Annotated in this window: 16 protein-coding genes; 7 read left to right on the top strand and 9 right to left on the bottom strand. The window is 53.8% G+C overall.

Annotated features, from left to right (window positions below; genetic code table 11):
• Positions 1-92 precede the first annotated feature (92 nt).
• A complete protein-coding gene (locus F0P93_RS09470; protein WP_150876680.1) occupies positions 93-989 on the bottom strand; it encodes a PPK2 family polyphosphate kinase in 897 nt (298 codons plus the stop codon).
• A 298-nt stretch (positions 990-1,287) separates the two neighbouring features.
• On the opposite strand from F0P93_RS09470, the gene msrA reads away from it, so the two are divergent.
• Entirely contained in the window at positions 1,288-1,881 is a 594-nt protein-coding gene (msrA, locus tag F0P93_RS09465) for a peptide-methionine (S)-S-oxide reductase MsrA (RefSeq protein ID WP_150876679.1), read from the top strand.
• A 39-nt stretch (positions 1,882-1,920) separates the two neighbouring features.
• Here msrA and F0P93_RS09460 read toward each other — a convergent pair whose 3' ends face one another.
• Positions 1,921-2,346 carry a response regulator gene (locus tag F0P93_RS09460; protein WP_150876130.1) on the bottom strand — a complete coding sequence of 142 codons (426 nt, stop codon included), beginning with the start codon at positions 2,344-2,346 and terminating at the stop codon, positions 1,921-1,923.
• A gap of 237 nt (positions 2,347-2,583) precedes the next feature.
• On the opposite strand from F0P93_RS09460, the gene F0P93_RS09455 reads away from it, so the two are divergent.
• The 3 genes from F0P93_RS09455 (at position 2,584) to F0P93_RS09445 (ending at position 5,167) form a co-directional block, all read left to right on the top strand.
• Complete coding sequence (locus F0P93_RS09455) at positions 2,584-3,279, top strand: response regulator transcription factor (protein WP_150876129.1); 696 nt, start codon at positions 2,584-2,586, stop codon at positions 3,277-3,279.
• Positions 3,276-4,637: a HAMP domain-containing sensor histidine kinase gene (locus F0P93_RS09450; RefSeq protein ID WP_150876128.1), complete on the top strand. Its 1,362-nt coding sequence runs from the start codon at positions 3,276-3,278 to the stop codon at positions 4,635-4,637. Before F0P93_RS09455 ends, F0P93_RS09450 begins: the two co-directional genes overlap by 4 nt.
• A 140-nt stretch (positions 4,638-4,777) precedes the next feature.
• Positions 4,778-5,167, top strand: a complete 390-nt coding sequence (locus tag F0P93_RS09445) for a hypothetical protein (RefSeq protein ID WP_150876127.1) — start codon at positions 4,778-4,780, stop codon at positions 5,165-5,167.
• Positions 5,168-5,304: 137 nt separating this feature from the next.
• Here the strand turns inward: F0P93_RS09445 and F0P93_RS09440 are convergent, their stop codons facing one another.
• Genes F0P93_RS09440 through F0P93_RS09425 form a run of 4 tightly spaced genes read right to left on the bottom strand, consistent with a single transcriptional unit; the run spans position 5,305 to position 8,145 of the window.
• Positions 5,305-6,003, bottom strand: coding sequence for a DUF4097 family beta strand repeat-containing protein (locus F0P93_RS09440; protein ID WP_150876126.1), 699 nt, complete (start codon positions 6,001-6,003; stop codon positions 5,305-5,307).
• 24 nt (positions 6,004-6,027) lie between these two features.
• A complete protein-coding gene (locus tag F0P93_RS09435) occupies positions 6,028-6,807 on the bottom strand; it encodes a DUF4097 family beta strand repeat-containing protein (RefSeq protein WP_150876125.1) in 780 nt (259 codons plus the stop codon).
• A gap of 35 nt (positions 6,808-6,842) precedes the next feature.
• The gene (locus F0P93_RS09430) at positions 6,843-7,613 is read right to left on the bottom strand and encodes a HEAT repeat domain-containing protein (RefSeq protein ID WP_150876124.1); all 771 of its coding nucleotides are present in this window, start codon (positions 7,611-7,613) and stop codon (positions 6,843-6,845) included.
• Positions 7,597-8,145, bottom strand: coding sequence for a GFO_1088 family ECF-type sigma factor (locus tag F0P93_RS09425; protein ID WP_225309423.1), 549 nt, complete (start codon positions 8,143-8,145; stop codon positions 7,597-7,599). Before F0P93_RS09425 ends, F0P93_RS09430 begins: the two co-directional genes overlap by 17 nt.
• A gap of 302 nt (positions 8,146-8,447) precedes the next feature.
• On the opposite strand from F0P93_RS09425, the gene F0P93_RS09420 reads away from it, so the two are divergent.
• Positions 8,448-8,966 carry a hypothetical protein gene (locus F0P93_RS09420; RefSeq protein ID WP_138989690.1) on the top strand — a complete coding sequence of 173 codons (519 nt, stop codon included), beginning with the start codon at positions 8,448-8,450 and terminating at the stop codon, positions 8,964-8,966.
• 135 nt (positions 8,967-9,101) lie between these two features.
• On the opposite strand, the gene F0P93_RS09415 is transcribed toward F0P93_RS09420, so the two are convergent.
• The 3 genes from F0P93_RS09415 to F0P93_RS09405 form a co-directional block, all read right to left on the bottom strand.
• Complete coding sequence (locus tag F0P93_RS09415; RefSeq protein ID WP_225309422.1) at positions 9,102-11,210, bottom strand: prolyl oligopeptidase family serine peptidase; 2,109 nt, start codon at positions 11,208-11,210, stop codon at positions 9,102-9,104.
• Between the two features lie 152 nt (positions 11,211-11,362).
• A complete protein-coding gene (locus tag F0P93_RS09410) occupies positions 11,363-12,808 on the bottom strand; it encodes a SusD/RagB family nutrient-binding outer membrane lipoprotein (protein WP_150876122.1) in 1,446 nt (481 codons plus the stop codon).
• A 42-nt stretch (positions 12,809-12,850) separates the two neighbouring features.
• Positions 12,851-16,114: a SusC/RagA family TonB-linked outer membrane protein gene (locus tag F0P93_RS09405; RefSeq protein ID WP_150876121.1), complete on the bottom strand. Its 3,264-nt coding sequence runs from the start codon at positions 16,112-16,114 to the stop codon at positions 12,851-12,853.
• Between the two features lie 354 nt (positions 16,115-16,468).
• Here F0P93_RS09405 and F0P93_RS09400 point away from each other — a divergent pair, with 354 nt between their 5' ends.
• Together F0P93_RS09400 and F0P93_RS09395 are read left to right on the top strand one after the other, a co-directional pair.
• Entirely contained in the window at positions 16,469-19,114 is a 2,646-nt protein-coding gene (locus F0P93_RS09400; protein WP_150876120.1) for a putative Ig domain-containing protein, read from the top strand.
• A gap of 170 nt (positions 19,115-19,284) precedes the next feature.
• The gene (locus F0P93_RS09395; RefSeq protein WP_150876119.1) at positions 19,285-22,446 is read left to right on the top strand and encodes a ligand-binding sensor domain-containing protein; all 3,162 of its coding nucleotides are present in this window, start codon (positions 19,285-19,287) and stop codon (positions 22,444-22,446) included.
• Positions 22,447-22,448: the final 2 nt, after the last annotated feature.

Here is a 22,448-nt window from a genome sequence, read left to right as displayed (position 1 = left end):
GTTCCGGCTGAAAGAACTTCTCTCAGTTGCTTAGACGAAAAAAAGAACCGGAAGACACTCCGGTTCAGACGGTTTGGCAAAAGAAGGCCGGATTACTCGCCCTTGATAACGGCGACCAGGTCCTGCAAACTTTTCTTCTGACGCTTGTTCACTTTCGGGTAGTCAGTTTTCAGATTTTTCACTTCTTCGACCAGAATTTTAGCGACGATCAGCCGCATGTTTTTCTTGTCATCGGCCGGAATGATGTACCAGGGCGCTTTTTTGCTGGCCGTTGCGTTAATCGCATCCTCGTAAGCCTGCATGTACTGGTTCCAGAAACCGCGCTCCACCACGTCCTGATCATCAAATTTCCAGTTCTTCGACGGGTCTTCAATGCGGCTAATGAGTCGTTCGCCCTGTTCTTTTTTCGACACGTTCAGGAAAAATTTCAATACCGGAAAACCGTTGCGGTTCAGGTACGTTTCGAAGTTGCTGATGTCTTTATACCGCTGTTTCCAGAGTTTGTCCAGATCGACGGTGCGTTCCTCGGGCAACCGCTGGGATTGGGTCAGAATTTCGGGGTGGACTTTCACCACCAGCACTTCTTCGTAATAGGAGCGGTTGAAAATGCCGATGGTGCCGCGTTCGGGCAGGTTGATGAGGTTACGCCAGAGAAAATCGTGATCCAGTTCCTGATCGGTTGGTCGTTTGAACGAATGGACGCGCATCCCCAGCGGGTTGACACCAGAAAAAACGTGCTGAATGGTGCTGTCTTTGCCGGCGGCATCCATCGCCTGAAAAACCGTCAGCAAACCGTAGCGGTTGTGGGCGTACATTTTCTCCTGCAATTCATTCAGTTCGGTGGTCAGGTTGCGCAGCAAGACCTCGTAATGATCCGAATCTTCATACAAATCGTCTAGTTTGGTGGGGACATCGGCGATGGCGAATTTTTCAGATCCGCGGCCATCGAAACGAAACGACTCTGTTTTCAGGGCAAATGATTCCGTCATGGGTTTTATCGTCATGGTTTACGAGTTACGCCGGGCAATTTCTTTTTCCGGCGAACCGTCTTAAAATAGATTCTGTTCTTTAAAAACCGTTGGATTGATTCCCGCGTAGATACAGGCTGGAACTCGATTTTGTTATACCGGTGTAAGGTCGGAATAAAACCCTCAACTTCGTACAATGTTTAAACCCATGCATCTAAAACGCGTTAGTACCTGGTTGCTGGCCCTGTTGCCGCTGGCGTCTTTGTCGGCCTGTGGTCAGTCAACGAAACAACAATCATCCGAGAAAAAATCTAAAATTATGAATACCAACAACCCTGTATCAACTGCCGCCGGCCTGGAAAAAGCCACCTTCGGCACGGGCTGCTTCTGGTGTACGGAAGCCATGTTTGAATCGCTGGATGGCGTTTCGGATGCCGTTTCCGGCTACGAAGGCGGTTCCAAAGCGAACCCTACGTACAAGGAAGTCTGCACCGGCAACACCGGCCACGCCGAGTGCGTCGAGGTGACGTATGACCCCAAGAAAGTAACCTACGCCGAACTGTTGCAGGCCTTTTTCCGGAGCCACGACCCAACTTCGCTCAACCGGCAGGGGGCCGACGTCGGAACGCAATACCGTTCGGTCATTTTTTACCACAACGACGAGCAGAAGCAACTGGCCGAAACCGTGAAGAAAGAACTGAATGCGTCGGGTGCGTATGACAAGCCGATTGTGACGGAAATCAGCAAAGCCACCACCTTTTATGAAGCCGAAGCGTATCACCAGAGCTATTTCGCCAACAACCCGGAGCAGGGCTACTGCTCGTTTGTGATTGCGCCGAAGCTCGACAAGTTCCGCAAGGTGTTTAAAGACAAGCTGAAGAGCAATGACAAAGTGACGTCCAATCACGAGTGATACCCGCCATCAAAAAAGCCCCGATCGGGGCTTTTTTGATTACTTGACATAATTTGGAGACACACATTCCTGCCAGTATTCTACGATCTTTCGTACGGTTTCCTTCAGTTTCTCAAACTTAGACGGTTTGATAAAAAATCCCTGAACCGACTTGGAATAGGCGTCAATAACGTGTTGCTGTTCGGCACTTGTCGTGAAAAACAGATACGGAATGCATTTCAATCTCAGGTCTTCGTTCTCGTGAATTTGCTCTCTCAATTCCAGCCCGTTCAGCTTCGGCATGTTGATATCCGAGATAACGATAAAGGGTTCGATGGAGGTGGAAACTAAATAGCGAAGGGCCTCCTCCGCATCTTCAAAAAAGATAACCTCATTCCTGTAGTCAAGTTGTTTAAATACTTGCGTCAGCATCTCCTGATCATCTTCATCGTCTTCTATGACTACGATTGCCCCTGTCTTATTCATCGTGCTACAAAAATGAGTTGATCCGAAAACCGCTGATTGAACTGATGAGAAACGCAGCAGAACACCAGAAAAAAACGGTCTACCCGGTTCTCAGACGCTCAAAGATAGGATTATAAAATTTAGAATGGCTCATGAATACTTCGTACCCGGGCAAACCGGGTGTAGATTGCTAATCATTCGATTCGTACTTTACACCCGGTTTTACTTTATCTCTTTCGGGAACACGCACACTGACTTATGACGACTGGTTCCAACGCCCATTTGCTATTGGTTGAAGACGAACCCAAGGTGGCTACGTTTATTAAAAAAGGGCTTCAGACGCAATCGTATACGGTGGAGGTGGCCTTGACGGGCGAGGAAGGGAAAGCACTTTTCAATACCGCAACCTTCGATCTCATTATTCTGGACGTCAATCTGCCTGATATCAGCGGCCTTGAGGTGGCGGAGTACATCCGGCAGCAAAACCGCCGGGTGCCGATTCTGATGTTGACGGCGCTGGATACGACCGCCGATAAATTGCTGGGATTTGAAGCCGGTGCCGACGATTATCTGGCCAAACCGTTTGATTTTCTGGAACTGGTGGCCCGGGTAAAAGCCCTCCTGCGCCGGGCCGGAACGACCGAAGAAGCGGACCGCATTCTGCGCGTGGCCGATCTGGAACTCGACCTGCACGAACGTGTGGCGCGTCGGCAGGGGCAGACCATCGAGCTGACCGCCCGCGAATTTGCCCTGCTGGAATACCTGATGCGCAACGCGGGCCGGGTGGTTTCGCGGGTAGACATTGCCGAGCAGGTGTGGGACATCGGGTTCGATACCGGCACAAACGTCATCGATGTGTACGTAAGTTACCTGCGCGCCAAGATCGACAAGGATTATCCCACCAAGCTCATCCACACACTGATTGGAATGGGCTACGTGCTGAAAGAAAAATGAGCCTTCAAAACCGCCTGACCCTGTTATCGACCGCCATCGTTTCCATTTTGCTGGCCTTCTTCTGTCTGTTTCTGTATCTGGTGGCGGAACAGTACCGGAAAAAAGAATTCCTGACCCGGCTGCGGTCGGAAGCCCTGACGGCGGGGCATCTGTTGGTGGGGCAGGAGAGCCTGGGGCCGACCCTCTACAACCTGATCGACAAGAATCAACTGACGGTTTTGCCCGACGAGGAAATCATCATCTACAACGCGCAAAACCGCCTGATTTACGAAAGCGGAACGGACTTTCTGACGGTGACACCCGCGATTTTGGACCGGGTTCGGGAGCTACAGACGACGCAGTGGCGGGAGGGAAATCGCGAAATCGTGGGGATTTTGTTTACCGAAAAAGCCGCTCCGTTTGTCATTTTTGCCTCGGCGGTTGACATCTATGGCGTGCGGTCCATGCAGGATTTGGCCCGGTTGCTGAGCGGGGGCTGGTTTGTGATGATCGGCGTCATGCTGATTGCGGCCCGCTACTTCATGGGCCGTATTCTGGAACCCATCAGCCGGATCAATCAGCGGATCGACGAAATTACGGCCTCGAATCTGTCGCTCCGTTTACCCGAAGGCGAAAGTGCCGACGAACTGACCCAACTGGCGCAGCGGTTCAACCGGATGCTCAACCGGCTGGAGGACGCGTTCCGGCTGCAACGGTCGTTTGTGTCACACGCGTCGCACGAGTTGCGAACCCCGCTGACCGCCATTACGGGGCAGTTGGAAGTGTCGCTGCTGGCCGATGATGAGCCCGACGAACTGCGGGCGACGCTGCGCTCGGTGCTGGACGATGTCAGGGGGCTCAACCGCATGGCCAATGGACTGCTGGCGTTGGCCAATGCCAGCATGGATTCGTCCGCCGTGCCGATGGGACCCGTGCCACTGGATCGTTTGCTGGAACAGGTTCGGCTCGACGTTCAGCGGCTTCAACCCACCTATACCGTTCACCTTCGCATCGATTCGCCGAATGCATCTCCCGCCGACTGGCAACTGACGGGCAGCGAACCCCTGCTGCGGACGGCTTTTTTCAACCTGCTCGATAACGGCGGCAAATTTTCGACCGACCATACGGTAACTCTCCACGCATCCGTCCAACCGAAGTCGATCGAATTACGGGTGCATAACGCCGGTTCGGTGATTCCGCCCGACCAGCTAGCGGAGGTGTTCATCCCGTTTCAGCGGGGTCGTAATGCCAGCGGACTACCGGGTTTCGGGATTGGACTTCCATTGACGGAGCGCATCGTCCGGCTGCACAAAGGCGACATTCGGGTTGAGTCGAAGGAAGATGCCGGAACCACTTTTATTGTGAATTTCCCCCGCTAGCGGCATTTCTAACCCCGTTCTAATGTCGTTCTAACACGAGCTTAACACCGGCTTACGACCTTTGTAAGGTCAACCAGGCAGTAGGGTACAAAACGAACCTGAAACCGAGTGGTTGATTTAATATAAAGACAGAAAAAGCCATGAAAACATACATTTTTGCTCTAGCTCTTAGTGGATTAACGATTTTGAATGCCGCAGCCCAGGACGATACCAAACGTCGGAAGGATGTCACCTATTCGACCCATAATTACAAACACCCCAACAAAGCCGCTGCTGCCCAAAAATGGGCGAATCAGAAAGGGGAAGGCATTAGCGTCCCGGCGGTGAACAACCGGGCCGTAGCGAATTACAAGCAACCAAGGCTCAATACAGAACCGGTCAACGGAATTCTGGTTCCGCACACGGCTGAGGAAAATCTGGCCAACCGGAACTACAAAATTCAGCATTTCAACGTAGCGGGTCAGGAAGCCCCTTCGGCTGAAGTGGCCGGAAATACGCCGAAAAAATCCCTTCCGCAAGAAAACGAATAACCCGAACCCTGATGCCAAAAAGGGCTTAACCGCATAGAGATATGCTGTTGAGCCGTTTTTGGTTTAGGATAGTCAAGCTTTACACACTCTCAACCCAGCGATGATTCGGTAGGCCCGTCATCGACGAGGGCTATCAATTACTTCTTCCGAACATACACGTTATTGCTGATCGACTCCAGCCGTACCTCCGGCCCACCGCCGTTGACGGTTCCTTCCAGCAGATAACCGACCATCGGATTCTTTTGCTTTTTGGTTTTGAAGTCGATGGGTAGGTCGGAAAACACCTCGCCGGTGATGGTTTTCATGGACAGATTGGCACCCTTGGTTCCGGGCCAGTTCAGATCCACAAAACCGCTGATGGTTTTGGCAAACACCTCTTCGCTGGCGCCTTCGATGTCGATGTTGCCGTTGATGGTTTCGACGCGCAGTTTGGCTTTGCGGGGCAGAAAAACCTGGTATTGGATGGTGCTGCAGACGTAGTAATCCTGTCCGTTCATTTCGGTGCGCCAGGTCGAGGCTTTTTTGCCCGGACAGTCCTCGGCTTTGCCCAGTCGCAAAAGCTCCCGGTCGTAATCGGTTTTGACGCTGATTTCAGACGCCGTAGACGTGGATTCAACCAGCAGGGCATTGTTAAGCTGACCGCTGTTGATGGTCACCGCAATGCGGACGTAAACCTCCGGTTTATCCCAATACCGGACCTGAATGCTGTCAGCAAACTTCAGATGGAGGTTGACGAGCTGGTTCGGCGTGAACGGAAAGGTTTTATCAATAATTTTCTGGGCGAAGGCCGAACTGACGGTCAGGCCGGTCAGGAGCAAAAAGAGGAGCTTTTTCACGGGAATAGGGCGATTTTGGATGGCTTACTTCTGCTTGCGGATGTAGATGTTACTGCTGATGGTATTGAGCTGAATTTCAACCCCTCCGCCGTTGGCCGTTCCTTCGATGTGGTTGCCTCCGCCCACGCGTGACAAGCCTTCCTTCGAACTTTTCAGACCCAGGTCAAAGTCGGTATACATCTCGCCATTGATGGACCGCAGCTTCATGTTGGCCTTCGCATTGGCGGGCAGCGTCACGTCTACCGCCCCCGAAATGGTGGTGATGGACGTCGGTTTTTCCTGGCTCAGGTTCGTGAAAAAGACGTTGACTTCGCCGTTGGTGGTGTTGGCGACCACGGGGCCGGTGACACTTTTGAGCGTAATGGGCGAGTTGGTGGTTCGCACTTCCAGGTCGCCGTCCATGTTGCTGATGGTGACCGCTCCGTTTCGCCAGTTGATTTGACGAAAGAGAATGGCAACTTTTTTAGGCACCCGAATCGTGTAGTCGATGTCTTTGCGGGTGGCTTTTTCGATTTTCAATCCGCCGTTTTCCGGGGTCACGGCCAGCCCGATGCCGGAATTGTCTACGGCCGAGTAATACAGCGGTTTCAATCCTTTGGCCCGTTCCGGCGGTGCTTCCAGCCCCGAAGAGGCCCGGATGATGACCTCATCGCCGTCGTAACCTTCAATTTTGTAGTCACCGGCGTCCATTTCGATGACAATTTTCCGGTCTTTGGCATTGGCGAGTTTAGCTTTGTATTCCTGGGCGTTGGCATCCAGAAGGCAGCATAAAGCCGTGACAATCAATAAACTGATTTTTCTCATTGGTTTGGTCTATAAAAAGTGGAAATCGAATAGAATCAGGAAGCAGAGCGGTTTTTGGCCTGAGCCAGCCGATTCAGCCCTTCCTCCGCTTTCAGCCGAACCGCTTCCAAAAGCTGGCGGTTTTGAGCGAGTCGCTGCATCGCGTCGACGGCCCGTTTTTCCTGAATCGAAACCAGAGTTTCGATGAGCATGATCTGGACGTAGGGATCGGTCTGAATCTTCAGCGATTGAATCAGGGCTTCCCGAACCCCCGGTTCGTTGGGCAATCGCATCAGGGCTTCACAAGCCGCCAGCCGTACGTTGACGTTTTCATCAAAATTCAGCGTATTGATCAGCAACTGCGTAACCGCCTGATCGGCTTCCGCCAGCTCGTAGCTCTGGTTAACGGCCTGAATGCGTTCGCTGGCCGATGTCTGGGCTGCCGGATCGAAATCCAGCACTTTTTTTATGGCCACCGTCGACGAGGTTTCGAGCGAATCAGTCGGTGCAGAAACGTGGTTGCTATAGTAGAAACCGCCCGCAAAACCGCCCGCCAGCAAGGCCACACTGGCGGCCATTCGGAGCCCCCAGGTTGTCAGGCTCCGGATGCGACCTTCCGAACCCAGCCGGTTGGCCAACCGGTTGTTGAAAGCGGGGGACGGCTGCTCGTTCCGGGCTTCGGCGAAGTAGCGAAACGGCCCGGCCTGGTTTTCCAGATGGGCGGGAACCGAGGGTCCGCGAAAAAAATCCCGCAAGGCTTTTTCTTCTTCCAGGGTGCTCTCCCCGGCGTAGTATTTCTCGAGCAGCTTTTCAATATCCTGCTTCATAATCGTTGGTCTTTAGGTAACTGTCCCGAACCCGCTGTCGGGCTCTCGACAAAATCACGCGGATGTTGTTGACGGTCAGGCCCGTTACCTGTTCAATTTCTTCAAACGAATACTCCTCCACATCGCGCAGATGCAGAATCAGCTTTTGCGGGTCCGGCAAATCGCCGATGATGCGACGCAGCAGCGCACTGCTGTCTGCTAATTCGGTCTGACGATACGGCGAAACATCGTCTGCCTGAACGGTTGTCAGGTCGGTAGTGCCGTTCGTCGTCCGGTTGGCCTGGGATTTTAGTTTGTCCAGACACAGGTTTCGCGTCATCTGCACCGCCAGCGCTTCGACGCTGTGGTACGAATCCAACTGCTGCCGTTTCGTCCAGAGCCGCAGCAACACCTCCTGCAACGTATCCTCGGCTTCTTCGCGGTTGCGCAGAAACAGTTTGGCCAACCGAAACAGCCGGCCCTGAACGGGGAGTACGATTTGGTTGAAGGCTTGTAAATCCATTTCAGAAACAAAGACGACGGAAGAGAGCATTCATTACAGCGGTTGTGCGAAAATTCGACTTTTTTTCGACACCCCACCTGGTATAGTCTGGAAACCGCCCGCCCGGCCGCGTTCGAAAGTCCATTGTAATTATTGTAACTACATGGATTACAACGGGAGCATACGTAGAACTACTTGCTACCAGGAAAGAAATAAGGGTAACTACTACGAGAATTTAAGGGAATTCTACCCGTTTTTCACCGAAATGAGACCAACTAACCATTCACCACTTGTAAGAACCTGAGAAACTCCCTTATTTTGGCCTAAGTTTCACATCTAACTCATTCATACTAATGAAAAAATTACTCTCCTCACTCCTCGTAATGTCCCTGCTGCTGGTAGGTACGCAATCATTCGCACAATATCAGAAAGGCGATAAATTATTGAATGCCGGTATCGGTTTGGGTGCATACTACGGTGGTGGAATTCCGCTGGGCGCGTCTTTCGAAGTGGGTGTAACCGACGAAATCAGCGTAGGAGCTCAGGTTGACTTTTATACCTGGAGTTACTCATCATACTGGCGTTATACGTTCGTCCCAATTGGTGTTCGTGGCTCATACCACGTCAATGAACTGCTAAATCTGGGTAACGACAAGCTCGATTTGTACGCTGGTGTGGGTATTGGCTACCGGATCTCAAGTTACAAGTATGATGGACCGGGTGGTTCCATTTACAGCGATTCGTACGGCAGTGGTGCCTTCTTTAACCTGCATTTGGGCGGTCGCTACTATTTCAAACCCAACATCGGCGCTTTTGCTGAAGTAGGCTACGGTGTTGCACCGCTGAAATTAGGGGTTGCCTTCAAATTTTAATCAGGCATCGCCACAACAAAAAACCGCCGGAAGCTCGCTTCCGGCGGTTTTTTGTTTACTGGACAAGAGAGCCGAGACGTGAGAAGAAAGACCAACAGCTTTGTTGTCTCTGCTCTCACGTCTCGGCTCTCTTGTCTATTTCAAACTCTTCACGCCCATATTCCAGAGCATAAACGCGTAGATATCCGCCGTCGACTCGATGTTTTTCTTCGTGTTGCTGGCACCGTGACCGGAGTTGGTTTCGATCCGGATCAGGGCCGGATTCGGGCCTTTGTAGTGTTCCTGCAACGTAGCCGCGTACTTGAACGAATGGGCCGGAACCACCCGGTCGTCGTGGTCGGCGGTGGTGATCATTGTGGCCGGATAAGGGATTCCCTCTTTAATATTATGAATTGGCGAATAGGCATAAATCGCCTTGAATTCGTCGGCGTTATCGCTGCTGCCGTAATCCGACACCCAGCCCCAGCCAACGGTGAATTTATGAAACCGCAGCATGTCCATCACGCCCACCTGCGGAATGGCAACCCGAAACAAATCCGGCCGCTGGTTGATGACCGCGCCCACCAGCAAACCACCGTTGGAACCGCCCCGCAGCGCCAGCTTCTGCGGTGAGGTGTATTTCTGAGCGATCAGGAACTCGGCAGCCGCAATGCAATCGTCGAATACATTCTGTTTTTTGAGTTTCATGCCCTGCTCGTGCCAGGTTTCGCCGTATTCGCTGCCTCCGCGCAGGTTCACAGACGCGTAAATGCCGCCCTGTTCCAGAAACGGAATCAGCAACGCGCTGAAACCTGGGGTGAGGGTGACGTTAAAACCGCCGTATCCGTACAACATCGTCGGGTTGTTGCCGTCCAGTTGCAGTCCCTTCCGGTAGGTCAGGAACAACGGTACGCGGGTGCCGTCCTTGCTGGTAAAGAACACCTGTTTGGTTTCGTAATCCGCCGGTTTGAAATCGACTTCCGGCGCCCGGAACAGGGTGGTTTTCTTCGTCGCCAGGTCGTAGCGGTAAATGGTGGCCGGAAACGTGAAGGAGGTGAAGGTGTAGAAAACGAATTTGTCGTCGCGCTCGCCATCAAATCCGCTCACCGTTCCCAGGCCCGGCAACGACACCTCATTTTCGAGCTTGCCGTTCAGGTCGTATACGTAAACACGCGAGGTGGCATCTTTCAGGTAATTCGCAAAGAGTTTGTTACCAGCCACCGACGCGCCATCCAGTTTTTCGGGTTTTTCCGGAATCAGATCACGGAGCGCACCGGTTTTGGGCATTACTTTAGAGAGCTTGTAATTCGGTGCGCCGTTGTTGTGATACACCAGCAACTGATCGCCCACATTGTCGACCACCGAGTAGTTGTGTTTGAAGCCTTCGAAAAGTCGCTTGAATTGCTTGTCACCGGCCTGCAGGTCTTTATACCAGACCTCGGACCCGTCCGTGCCCTCGGAAATGTTCAGGATCAGAAACCGTTCGTCTTCAGTGGTTTGTGAAAAGAAATACCGCAACGGATGTGCTTTGTCTTCATACACCAGTTCGTCCTGGGCCTGAGCGGTTCCCTGCCGGTGGAAGTACACCTTCATGAACTCATTTTTGGACGATAACTCCTGTCCGGCAGCGGGTTGGTCGTACCGGCTGTAATAAAAACCGTCGCCTTTCCAGGCCGCCCCCGTGAATTTTACCCACTCAAGCTTGTCGGGCAGCGGTTTCAAGGTTTGCATGTCCATCACGTAGATTTCCTGCCAGTCCGACCCCGCTTTCGACAGCGCATAGGCGGCATACCGGCCGTTTTTCGACAGATCGAAGCTCGTGAGCCGCGTCGTGCCGTCGGCCGAAAGCTGGTTGGGGTCGATCACCACCTCGGGCGTGCCGGTCAGGCCCTTCTGCCGGTATAAAACCGACTGATTTTGTAGTCCGTCGTTTTTGTAAAAGTAAAACCACTCCTGCTTACGACCCGGAGCCGAAAAACGGGGGTAATTGATGATCTGCTCGAGCCGCTTTTCCAGTTGCTTCCGGTAAGGAATCTGCTCCAGATACCCGAAGGTAACAGCATTCTGGGCTTTCACCCACGCACCGGTTTCCGCCGACCGGTCGTCTTCGAGCCAGCGGTAGGGGTCGGCCACTTTTGTGCCGTGGTAGTCGTCAACCTGATCCGTTTTGCGGGTTTTTGGATAGTTTAGGGGAGGGGATTGGGCTATCGCCCCGGAGATTTCAAGCATAAGAAACAGACCAGTCAGGATGGATTTTAAGATCATGCCTATCAAATAGGTTAAGAAGAGAACGAGTCGATAAAATCCAAATTACGACTTTTGATCTGATTGAAACGCTGATTGGGCGGATTTAACGGATTAACGCAGATAAAATCTGTTTAAATCCGTTAAATCCGCCCAATCAGCGTTTCAATCCTTTACAAAATATCCCACCAATTTTTCACCGCCTGCGTATCGCCCCCGATGTTTTTGGCGGCTTCCGCGCTGTTGGTGGCATTGCTGGCCCGGCTTCCACTGGGGTATTTCAACCGTTTCGGAACGTCTTTTACGTCCGGGTCGAGGCTGCCCGACGCCGGGTCGATGAACAGGATGTCGCCGTTCGGTTTTTTCGGGTCCAGCCGCAACCGTTCCATCCAGGCCTGCAACCCCTGCATGTAGAGCGCCAGCCATTTTTGCGTACCAATCACGTTTTTGAACGTGCCGGCTTTATACGGAACCCCTTCAAGGTACGCTGCGACCACTTTCGAATCCGTGATTCCCCACTGCGTCATGGAAGCGGTTACGGCGGTTTTATAGAGGTCTTCCGCCGTTTCGGTGCCGACGTTCATCCCGCGTGCAGCGGCTTCGGCTTTGGCAAAGGCAATTTCGGCGTAGGTGATCAGGTAACCCTTGGCCGACCCGCTGTAGGCCACCACGCCCGGTTTAGACAAGCCAATCATGGTTGGCGAATTGGCTTCCGTGCCATACACTTTGCCGATGTACTTGCCATTGGTGTCGTCCGGACGGGCAAAAATTGGTAGTCGCGGATCGTTGACGGATTTCAGATAATCGACCAGCGTTGCGGTGACGGCGAATTCCACCAGCGGTCTTTCGACGTCGTTATACGGAAACCGGTTCGTCGCCGTCGCCACGTTATACGGAAAAAAAGCATCTTGGCTGACGCTGGTCAGCGTGTTTTTAACCGCTTCTTCGATGACGGTTTTGGCTTCGGCGGGTTGCGCATCGGCGATTCGCAAGGCCATCCGAATGCGCAGGGCATTGCCGATCCGCGCCCACTGTTTGGCGTCGCCGTTGGCTATAATATCGCCCCGAATGGCCCCGGAAGCGGTATTTTGCAGAATGTCGACCTGCTTTTTCAACGAAGCCAGCGAGCCCGCGTAGACGTCTTTGCCTTTGTCATATACGGGCTGCGGAATGTCGTCGCCTTTGAGAGCCTGCGAATAGGGAATATCGACGTAGACGTCGGTCAGGACCTGAAACAACCAGGCTTTCAGGATTTCGGACACGGCCAGCGTGTGCGGATTGCTTTCTTCCGGGTGCCGGGTGTAGTAGTTCTGGATTTCCTGCAAATCCATCAGCGGGCCGGCATACAGGCCATTCCACAAGCCGTCGTTGGTGAACAGAAAGCGGCCGTCGGAGGTCTTGTCGGTGCCCATCCAGTATTGCGAAAGTTCCATGCCGATGCGTCCGTTAAAATACGTATCGTACATCAGGTCCGACGCGCGTTTCTCGGCGCTGGCCAGCAGGAATTCCGGTTGCGTTTCGCTGGAACGGGCCGGATCGGTGTTCAGCTCCTCAAAGTTCTGGCATCCTGAAATGGCGACGAGCAGCGCGGCCAGCAGGAATACGGTATTCAATTTCATAGTGGTAACTGTTAGGTTTTAGGTGCCCAAACCGGGCATTCCTTAAAAAGTCATGTTAATATTCACCCCGTAACTCCGGACGGGCGGCAACGCACCGCCTTCAAAACCAATCTGGTTGCTGATGGAATTGGTGATGTTGGCCGGGTCGACGTTGGGCGCACTGCTTTTGATCAGCCAGAGGTTCCGGCCTGTCAGGGTGAGCCGCAAAGCCTGCATCCGGATTTTTTTGGCGACGGCATCCGGGAAATTCCAGCCCAGCCGGACTTCGCGTAAATAGATAAAGCTGCCGTCGTATAAATTGGCACTGCTGATCCGGTTTCCACCGTCGGCGTTGAAGTGGGTGCGGGCCGTAATGACCACATCATTCGGGGTGCCGTCGGCTTTTACACCCGGGTTGATCACCCCGTTTTCGCGAATGCCATTTTCTGCCGTTTCTTTCAGCATACCGGATTTATAGCCGTACAGATTGGTGTACGAAAAGAAATCCCCGCCTTTCTGAAAATCGATCAGCGCCGAAAGATACAGGCTTTTGAAACTGAACGTATTGGAAAAACCGCCGATGAAATCGGGGTTGGCATCGCCAATAATCACCGGGGTTGGCGTCACGTTGTAGGTCCCGTTGGCGCCGACGGTTTTGTTCCCGTTGGCATCATAGACAAAGTCAGTGCCGAGCATGGTGCCCAGCGACATGCCTTTCTGAGCTACCATCGATACTTTGTTAGTGCGTCGTTCCGTGCCGATGATAAACCGCTCGATGCCCTGGATGTTGTCGCCGGTACTGTTAAGATCGAGTACGGTATTCTTGTTTTTCGAGAAGTTCAGGGCCATTCGCCAGCTAAAACTCCGGGTGGTCACGGGGGCAGCCGAGAGGGTCAGTTCAACACCCCGGTTCTGGACGGTTCCACCGTTGACAATCTTGGTCGAAAAACCGCTTTCGGCGGGAATCTGCACGTTCCAGATCTGGTTTTTGGTCCGGCGGTCGTAGTAGGTTACGCTGGCTCCGAGGAGTTCGCCGAAGAATTTAAAGTCAAAACCGCCTTCTACTTCCGACGAAAGTTCCGGTTTTAACTTGCTGTTAAACAGCTTGTCGGACGTGCTTTGCAGCGGGAACGTATTGAACGGGGCGACGTAGTCATAATACCTCGAAACGTTGTAGGGATCGGCGTCATTTCCGACCCGGGCATACGACAGCCGCGCTTTGCCGAGGGTGAGCCAGTTGGTTTTTGCCAGCACATCCGAGAAGATAAACGAACCGGCGATGGAAGGGTAGAAATACGAGAAATTGCCGGTCTGGCGCAGGGTGGAGGCCCAGTCGTTCCGGCCGGTGGCCGTCAGATACAGCACCTTTTTATACCCCAGCGTGGCCGATGCAAAGAGAGAATTGGTTTGTCGGTTTCCAAACGCGTTCGAAACCGTTGCGGGAAGAACGGAATTTTGCAGCACATACACCAGCGGATTCTGGAGTCCGCCACTCGTGCTGCCCGCATCCACGCTCGATTTGATACTCAGGATATTACCACCCGCCACGGCTTCCAGACTCAGTTTGGAATCCATAAACGTCTTGTTCAGATTCAGCGTGCCCTGGTAGTTGGTTTCGTTGTTGATCGCTACCCGTTTGGCATACGACCCGACGAAAAACCCTTTGGCACTGCGGACTTCATCGAGGTGGTTCAGGTAATCCGAGAAGACGCGCACGTCGGCCGAAAGCCAGTCGGTGATTTTATAGGTTAGACCGGCATTCCCGAAATAGCGGTTATTCTGGTCGGTGTTGTAGCTTTCATACTGGTTCCAGTACGGATTCTGGGTAAAGGCCGGTTTCTGAATATTCCAGGCCGTCCGGTTCCACGACTGCTCCGTTCCGTCGGCATATTTATAGTCTTTCAGATACGCATCGTCGATCTGACGCTGGCCGAACATGACGTAAAACAACATGGGGTTGTTGCCGAAGAAGCCGGTTCCGGGCCGCCCTTTGGAGTCGTCGTGAACGTAATTGATGCCTCCGCTGAACGTGAATTTGTCGGTGAATTTATACGTCGTGTTGAGGCTGATGAAAAACCGGTTCAGGTGGCTGCCGGGATAAATAAAGTTCTGCTTCGTTTGCCCCAGCGAAAACCGGATGGAACCTTTGTCGGTGCTGCTGGCGACCGACAAGTTATTGGAAAACGTGAAGCCGGTTTTGAAGAAATCCTTCGCATTGTTGGGGTGGGCGCTCCAGGGAGCGGTTTTGCCGAAGTTCGGATTGTTCCGGTCCTGATCCCACGACCAGTAGTGCCGCACCAGCGTGCCGTCCAGCTTTGGCCCCCACGATTCGTCGGTGCCATAATCCGGAATCAGGTCGTATTTCCCTTTGCCATCGTTGTCGTCATACGTTCCTCCGCCGGGCAGAAAACCGGTCGGATTCTGGTTAACGTACAATTTGGTGAACGCGGAACTGCCCCCGCCCCCGTACGAATTCTGAAAGTTGGGCAACAGGGAAACCTGGTCGATTTGCATGTTGAGGTCATAATTCACCGAAAGACTGCCGGACCCTTTGCCGGTTTTGGTCGTGATGTAAATGACGCCGTTCTGCCCGCGGCTTCCGTACAGTGCCGTTGCTGCGGCTCCTTTCAGCACCGAAATGTTTTCGACATCATTGGGGTTGATCAACTGGGCCGGGTTACCGTAATCGTAGCCGCCACCTCCGGTGCCCTGTCCGCCCGTAACCCCGTAGGAATTGAGGTTCATGTTGGCCATCGGTACGCCGTCCACGATGAAAAGAGCGTTGTTGTTGCCGGAAATGGATTTCAGCCCGCGAATGGTGACCCGCGACGAACCGCCCATGGAACCGCTGTTGCCGCCGATCTGTACGCCCGCCAGTTTGCCCTGCAACGAATTGATAAAGTTGACTTCCCGGGCTTCCTGAATTCCGCTTCCGTCGATCTGCTGCACGGCATACCCGACGTTGCGGGTGTTACGCTGAACCCCCAGCGCGGTGACCACCACTTCGCTCAGGCTCTTGACGTCCGGTATCAGCTTAACCGTCACCTTCGACATGGCGGGTGTGACCTGGACCTCTTCGGTTCGGAATCCAATGGACGAGATGGTTAAGGTTTGGTTGCCGGATGGCATGGAAACGGTGAAGGTTCCGTCTCCGGCGGTGGTGGTTCCGGTGGTGGTTCCTTTGACGACCACATTGGCCGCCGGGACTGCCGCACTGGTCTCATCGATGACCTTTCCGGTGACTTGCCGACTTTGAGCCTGGACATGCTGAGCCCACATCGCTATGCCGAACAGCGTCAGCAAGCAATGGCATAAATTTTTCCTCATGGGTTTAGTGTTAATTGGGTATGATTACTTCGGTAAGTATACATATTATAATAACACCGTGTATCTGACCAGAATAGTTGTTTGGCTGTAAAATTGAAGAATAGGTCCAGTTAAAAATTTTAATCTTGCTTTTTTAGCGAAGGTGAACAGGACGATAATAGGCTGGTTCAAAACCAACTACCCCCGTTTTTACGTATACAGGATAGACTTCCCCGAATGGAAATACTGGCATAAATTATTCTATAAATCCGTGAAATGAAATAGTATTGCAGCGTGATTCCTGAAGAGTCAATTTCGCTAACGGAACGGGTTTGTCTTATTTCCTATCTTTCTAGTTACCATAAACCGCATTGTATGCCTAAAAATCTACTCTTAAAAGTTGGAATCGTATTGGTAGTGTTGTTGGAAGCTGCAACGCTCCAGGCTCAGGTGGCGGTTTCGTGGCCGCAAAACGGAATGGTCTTTCAGCGCGGGTCCGACAACAAAGCGAGCGTAAAATGCATCATTACCTCAACCAACGGACAGGCCATTTCGTCCCTGCAACTGCTCTTTTACAAATACACCCTGGCCGGTGGCACGCAGGGGCCACTCGATCCGGTGACGGGTACTTCGCAAAGCTGGACGACGGTGCCGATTGCGGGGGCCGGGACGTGTCAGGTTACGGCGCAGATCGACGTGGCCGGTGGCATGTATAAAGTGAAGGCGAAGGACAACAGCGGTCGGGAAACGGCCGAGTTCGACCTCGGCGTCGGGGAGGTGTTTGCCATTGCCGGCCAATCCAACGCGTCGGGCATAGTGAATGCGAACAACCCGGCTTATGAAACGGGTAATGTGACCTTCGTCCGGTTTTTTAATGAGAAAGACCAGAGTAACAACCTGCAGGGTTTTGAAGAAAACGATCCGGGAAAATGCGCCGGTTGTTCGCCCGAAACGGTTTATTTTCAATGGTATTGGGGCGGATTAGGCAACAAGCTGATCCAGGCGCTGAATGTGCCGGTGGCCTTCTACCAGAACTCCATGTCGTCGACGAGCGTGGTGGAATGGCGGAACAGCAGCCAGAACCGCACTACGCCCTTCAACGACGGGCAGCCCCGGTTTATCAACGGATTTCCGTACCGGAATTTGAAGAATTTTCTGACGGGCCGGGCCAAACAGACGGGGTTGCGGGCCATTCTCTGGCACCAGGGAGAGAACGACCGACGGGATGACCCGACGACGCCGAACAACTCGCCTACCAATACGACCGGCGGTTTTCCACGGGCGATGCGGTATTACGATGTACGGACCAATTCGATCAACATGTCTGAAAATGACGGCGATGTGCTGAATGAACTGATTGGGCAAAGCCGCGCCGATCTCGGTGCCGATGTTCCCTGGGTCATTGCGCAGGCCAGCCATCTCCGGGGCATCAGCGACCCGTTAATCGTGGCAGGACAAGTCAAAACGATTGGGTATGCCACCCACGACAACAGCAATCCGTCCGCTGCACCCAAAGCGTTTGGAGATCCGTTTGTGTCGCCTTATGGCCGGGCCAACATTTTCACCGGCCCCAATACCGACCAGTTTGGCAATTCATACCGACAACCGGATCCCGATAAAACGCACTTCAACAACCTGGGGCAGAGCGCCGTGGCGACGGAATGGAACAAGGCCCTGACGACCCCGTATAACGGCCAGACCTTTTTCAACGCTTCGGTTCCGATGCTCAACAAGGGCGAAACGACCGGAGTGCCGACCAACGTGGCCTGCAATCCGACGACGCCCCCCGTGGTCAGCGGCAACTTTGACGGCTATCTCTACGGCGCGGACTGCGAAACGTTCCGGGGCTGGGCCTGGGACGCCAACCAGCGAAACACCCCGATTTCGGTTCAGATTCTGGACGGAACAACGGTTATTGCTACCCTGACCGCCGATGAATTCCGGCAGGATCTGGCCAACGCCGGCAAAGGCGACGGACGCCATGCGTTTCGCTACTTCATCGACAACAGCCTGAAAAACGGGGCGAAACATAGCCTTTCGGCCCGCGTAACGGGCAGCAGTTTTGTGCTGAAAAGTGGCCCCAAAGTGATTGAGTGTCAGGGGACCGGCACACCACCACCGGCCAACAACCCGCCCCAACCCCCCACGGTGGCTGCGTTGTCGGCCCAGCAAGGCGTAGCGTATTCGGCTACGTTACCGGCTTTTACGGACCCGGATAACGAAACGCTCACCTACGGTTTGTCGCCCGTGCCGACTGGCCTGGGCTTCAATCCGGCCAGCCGGGTGCTGAGCGGGACGCCCACGGTCAATGGCACATTTACCCTGACGTATACGGCAAGCGATCCGCGGGGCGGCACCGGCTCAACGCCCGTAACCTTGACCATACAGCCCCCGGCTACACAACCGCCATCGTCGACCACCGTGACGGGCAGCTTTGAAGGTTATCTGGACAAAGTGGAGTGCGGCACCATGCGGGGCTGGGTCTGGGATCGGAACAAGCCGAACACACCGATGACAGTTGAGTTTTATGCCAACGGCGTTGCCATCGGCACGACCGAAGCCAACATCTACCGGCAGGATCTGAAAGATGCGGCCAAAGGCAACGGCGCTCATGCGTATAGCTTTACGACACCCGCCAGTCTGAAGAACAATGCCACGCATCAAATCAGTGCAAAGATCCTGAACAGCAGTTACACCCTGAAGGGGGCGCCGAAACCGCTGACGTGTGCGCCCCCGGCGGCCCGCGTGTCGGCGGGTGTTCCGGAGCGGAACTTGACGGTGACGGTTTTGGGCAATCCGGTGGGTGAAACCGTTGGGGTGGAAGTCCGCGGAGCCGAAGGTCAATTCCTGCATTTGCAGCTTTCCGACCTGAATGGCCGAATGCTGGCGGAACAGGACGTGGCAGAAGCCGGAGCCGTTGAAATTCAGCACGTGCCGGTCGGACGACAGCCGACGGGGCTGCTTCTGCTGCGGGTCGTGAGTGGTCAGCAGGCGGTTACGGTCAAGGTGCTGAAACCGTAGAAAGACAAGAGAGCTAAGACAAGAGACAAGAGAGGAAAGACGGGAGAATCAAGACAGCCAGGAGCGGTTTTTTGTCTTTTCTCTCTGGTCTTTCCTCTCTTGTCTTAACAACATTTGCAGGTTACCGATCTATCTGTTAATTTACCATGATGTTTCCGTTTCGGTGACAAATGAAACTAACCCGTATCTTGTTCCTGCTCTGCTGGCTGATTGTCCTCGGGTCGCCAGAGGCTGTGGGAGCCCCGAAAGACCCGCTCAGTCAGTCCCTCCGGATTGATCACATTGGCGTTGACGATGGTCTGACGCAAGGTTCGGTGTATCACATGCTGACCGACAGCCGGGGTTTTCTGTGGCTGGGTACGCAGGACGGTCTGAACCGGTATGACGGAGCGCATTTTCGGCATTACCGCCCCAATCTGACCGATTCTACCGCCATTGTCGGCATCAACATCTCCGGCATTGTGGAAGATCGCACCGGCAATCTCTGGATTGGTACGGAATATGGACTCAATTACTACGACCGGGCGACCGACCATTTCACCTGCATTTATTCCTATTCGAAAGCCAAAAAACCGCTAAAGAGCAAAACCATCCCGTTTTACGCCAACGGCCAGGAGGTGCTGTATTACAGTGAAACGGAAGGACTGGTTTCGTTGACGATCAAAACCCGCCAGAAGCTGGTGCTGGACCCGGGTGTCCGGCCCACGCATGAATACGACCAACTGAATTCGACCGTTCGAACCCCGCTGGGCGATGTGTGGCTCCACGCGCCAACCGGTTTGATTCGGTATAATCTCTACGAACGGCGGGCGCACTATTATTTCAGCAACCACCCCACCAATGAAGCGGGCCCGGCGGTGGGTGTTTTCTCGTTTCATTGCGATACGGCAGGGGTGGTCTGGCTCGGAACAGCAGCCGGTATGATCCGGTTTGAGCCGCAAACGGGTCGTTATCAGACATTTGTGCCGGATGGCGGGCGTTCCCTGACCTCGGTTTACACGATTGCAGAAGACCACGACGGTCGGTTGTGGCTTGGCACCCAGCGAAGTGGAATCTGGCTGTTTGACAAAAAGACCAACCGGTTTAGCCCCGTCAGCGGGTTTACCAACAGCTCCCGGCATTTGTCCGATTACGAAATCTGCAAAATCTACATCGACCGACAGGGCATTATCTGGGCGAATACCGACCCGGATGGCCTGGCCCGCATCGTGCCGGGCAGTACTTTTTTTGGCGGCATGGCCGTTTCCAAGAACGAACCGCACGTGGCCAAAGACCCGTCGACACTCAGTCATTTTGTGGTGCGCGGTTTTCTGGAGACCTCCCCAACGGAGTTGTGGATTGCCACCGAACGAAGCCTCGACGTGTTGGACCGGTCCCAAAACCGCATCATCCGGCGGTATCTGACGCAGGCCAAATACAGCGATTTGCCCTCCCGAACCCTCATCAAATGCCTGTATAAAGATCCGCAGGGCCGAATCTGGGTCGGCACGAACGGGGGCGTCTTTACCTTCGATAAAGCGAAATCTACCTTCCGAAAAATTCCGCTGCCGGGTTCGCCCAACAGCAAGGTGGTCGAAAATTTTGTCCGCCGACTGCTATCCATCGATGACAATACCATGCTGGCGGCCACCGAAGATGGCCTTTTTTTGCTCGATGTTCGCCAGAAGAAATTTACCCTGCTGCCGACGATGGTTCATCAGAATATTTTCAGCCTGGCCCGCGACCGCGCCGGTCGCTACTGGGTGGGGACCTACTCGGCCGGATTCTACTGCTATGAACGGCCTCCCACCGGAAAACGTCTTGAACCACAGCAAATTGTGAAAGGCCTGGACGGCTACACGGTTCTTTATTTTTACGAAGATCCCGTTCATCCCATCGTCTGGATGGCGACGGACAAAGGGCTGGCGGCACTGAACACCAAAACCGGCCGCATCAGCCTCTATGACCAGCAGCACGGCCTGGCCAATCCGTTCATTTACGGCATTCTGCCGGATCATCAGAACCGGCTGTGGATGAGCACCAACCGGGGTCTGGCCTTTTTCAATCCCACCACGAAAAAGTTCAAGAACTTCGATATGTCCGACGGTTTGCAGGGGTATGAGTTCAATGGGAATGCGTATTTCCGAACCCAGGACGGCGAGCTGTTTTTTGGTGGTGTAAACGGATTTAACCGGTTTTATCCGGAACAGTTCCGAACCAGTTCGTACATGCCAGCGGTTCATATCCACAAAATGAGTGTCAATGAAAGGCCTTATCAGTCAGAAGGTTACATTGGTGAGGTGGCGCGAGTTGAACTGCCTTTCAATCAAAATACCGTAGCGCTTGAATTCACGGCTCTGGATTATTACAGCAACGGTCGAAACCAGTACCAGTATCAGCTCGTGGGCTACGATGCCCAGTGGGTGCAGTCGGGGCTCGACACCTACGTCCGGTATGCCAATCTGCCGCCGGGAACCTACACCTTCCGGGTAAAAGCGGCCAATAAAGATGGGCAGTGGAGTCCGAAAATCAAGCGGTTGACGGTCGTTATTCAGCCTCCGTTCTGGCAGCGGGCGTGGTTTCTGGTGTTGCTGGGCTTGCTCGTCGGCGCGATCGGTTTTTACTGGCTTCGCCGGCGCGATAACCGGATTCACCGGCAGCACCAGCGGAACACCCGGCTGGCCGTGGAATTGCAGGAGCAGATCAAGAAAAACCTGGCCCGTGATCTGCACGACGAGATTGGAACCCAACTGGCGACGCTGAAACTGTACGTCGGGCGGCTGGTCGATCCGCCCACCCATCCCGTTCGGTCGACCTCTTTGAGCGAGCTGGCACGGCAACTCATCAGCGACATCATTGGCAACATCCGCAACCTGTTGCGGGAGTTGAGTCCGCGGACGCTCGAGCAGTATGGCTATGCAGCGGCCGTGGAGGAACTGCTTTCCCGCATCGACAAATCGACGATTGAAACGCATTTCTGGGCCGACGAACTGCCGGCGCGGCTGAATCCCGAAACCGAACTGATGCTGTATCGGATTACGCAGGAATTGCTGAACAACACGCTGAAACACGCCAACGCGCGGCAGGTGAGCATCCGGCTGGTGTATGAAGAACCGCTTTTGAAACTGTATTACAACGACGACGGCCAGGGGTTCGACTACAAAGAAGCCCGGCGGGGTTTGGGCATCGGCAACATCGAGTCGCGGGTGGCGCTGATCAATGGCGAGATCGACTGGCAATCGACGCCCGGCGATGGCACGCGGGCCATTGTAACATTAACCTACCGGCCGACGAGCCGGTTTTCGCTGAACCGGCTGGAGCGGTCGATCAAAAAAGTGACGGCTTTGTTTTAACC

Origin of the sequence: Larkinella humicola (genome assembly GCF_008727875.1) — a bacterium.
GTDB classification, from domain to species: Bacteria; Bacteroidota; Bacteroidia; order Cytophagales; family Spirosomataceae; genus Larkinella; species Larkinella humicola.
The sequence above is the reverse complement of the archived record's forward strand: the minus strand, read 5'-3'. Positions and strand labels throughout refer to the sequence as shown.

What these genes read in the sequence shown, in the direction of transcription:
- F0P93_RS09470 (WP_150876680.1), bottom strand. Translation starts at nt 989, where the DNA reads ATGACGGAATCATTTGCCCTGAAAACAGAGTCGTTTCGTTTCGATGGC.
- msrA (WP_150876679.1), top strand. Translation starts at nt 1,288, where the DNA reads ATGAATACCAACAACCCTGTATCAACTGCCGCCGGCCTGGAAAAAGCC.
- F0P93_RS09460 (WP_150876130.1), bottom strand. Translation starts at nt 2,346, where the DNA reads ATGAATAAGACAGGGGCAATCGTAGTCATAGAAGACGATGAAGATGAT.
- F0P93_RS09455 (WP_150876129.1), top strand. Translation starts at nt 2,584, where the DNA reads ATGACGACTGGTTCCAACGCCCATTTGCTATTGGTTGAAGACGAACCC.
- F0P93_RS09450 (WP_150876128.1), top strand. Translation starts at nt 3,276, where the DNA reads ATGAGCCTTCAAAACCGCCTGACCCTGTTATCGACCGCCATCGTTTCC.
- F0P93_RS09445 (WP_150876127.1), top strand. Translation starts at nt 4,778, where the DNA reads ATGAAAACATACATTTTTGCTCTAGCTCTTAGTGGATTAACGATTTTG.
- F0P93_RS09435 (WP_150876125.1), bottom strand. Translation starts at nt 6,807, where the DNA reads ATGAGAAAAATCAGTTTATTGATTGTCACGGCTTTATGCTGCCTTCTG.
- F0P93_RS09430 (WP_150876124.1), bottom strand. Translation starts at nt 7,613, where the DNA reads ATGAAGCAGGATATTGAAAAGCTGCTCGAGAAATACTACGCCGGGGAG.
- F0P93_RS09425 (WP_225309423.1), bottom strand. Translation starts at nt 8,145, where the DNA reads ATGCTCTCTTCCGTCGTCTTTGTTTCTGAAATGGATTTACAAGCCTTC.
- F0P93_RS09420 (WP_138989690.1), top strand. Translation starts at nt 8,448, where the DNA reads ATGAAAAAATTACTCTCCTCACTCCTCGTAATGTCCCTGCTGCTGGTA.
- F0P93_RS09415 (WP_225309422.1), bottom strand. Translation starts at nt 11,210, where the DNA reads ATGATCTTAAAATCCATCCTGACTGGTCTGTTTCTTATGCTTGAAATC.
- F0P93_RS09410 (WP_150876122.1), bottom strand. Translation starts at nt 12,808, where the DNA reads ATGAAATTGAATACCGTATTCCTGCTGGCCGCGCTGCTCGTCGCCATT.
- F0P93_RS09405 (WP_150876121.1), bottom strand. Translation starts at nt 16,114, where the DNA reads ATGAGGAAAAATTTATGCCATTGCTTGCTGACGCTGTTCGGCATAGCG.
- F0P93_RS09400 (WP_150876120.1), top strand. Translation starts at nt 16,469, where the DNA reads ATGCCTAAAAATCTACTCTTAAAAGTTGGAATCGTATTGGTAGTGTTG.
- F0P93_RS09395 (WP_150876119.1), top strand. Translation starts at nt 19,285, where the DNA reads ATGAAACTAACCCGTATCTTGTTCCTGCTCTGCTGGCTGATTGTCCTC.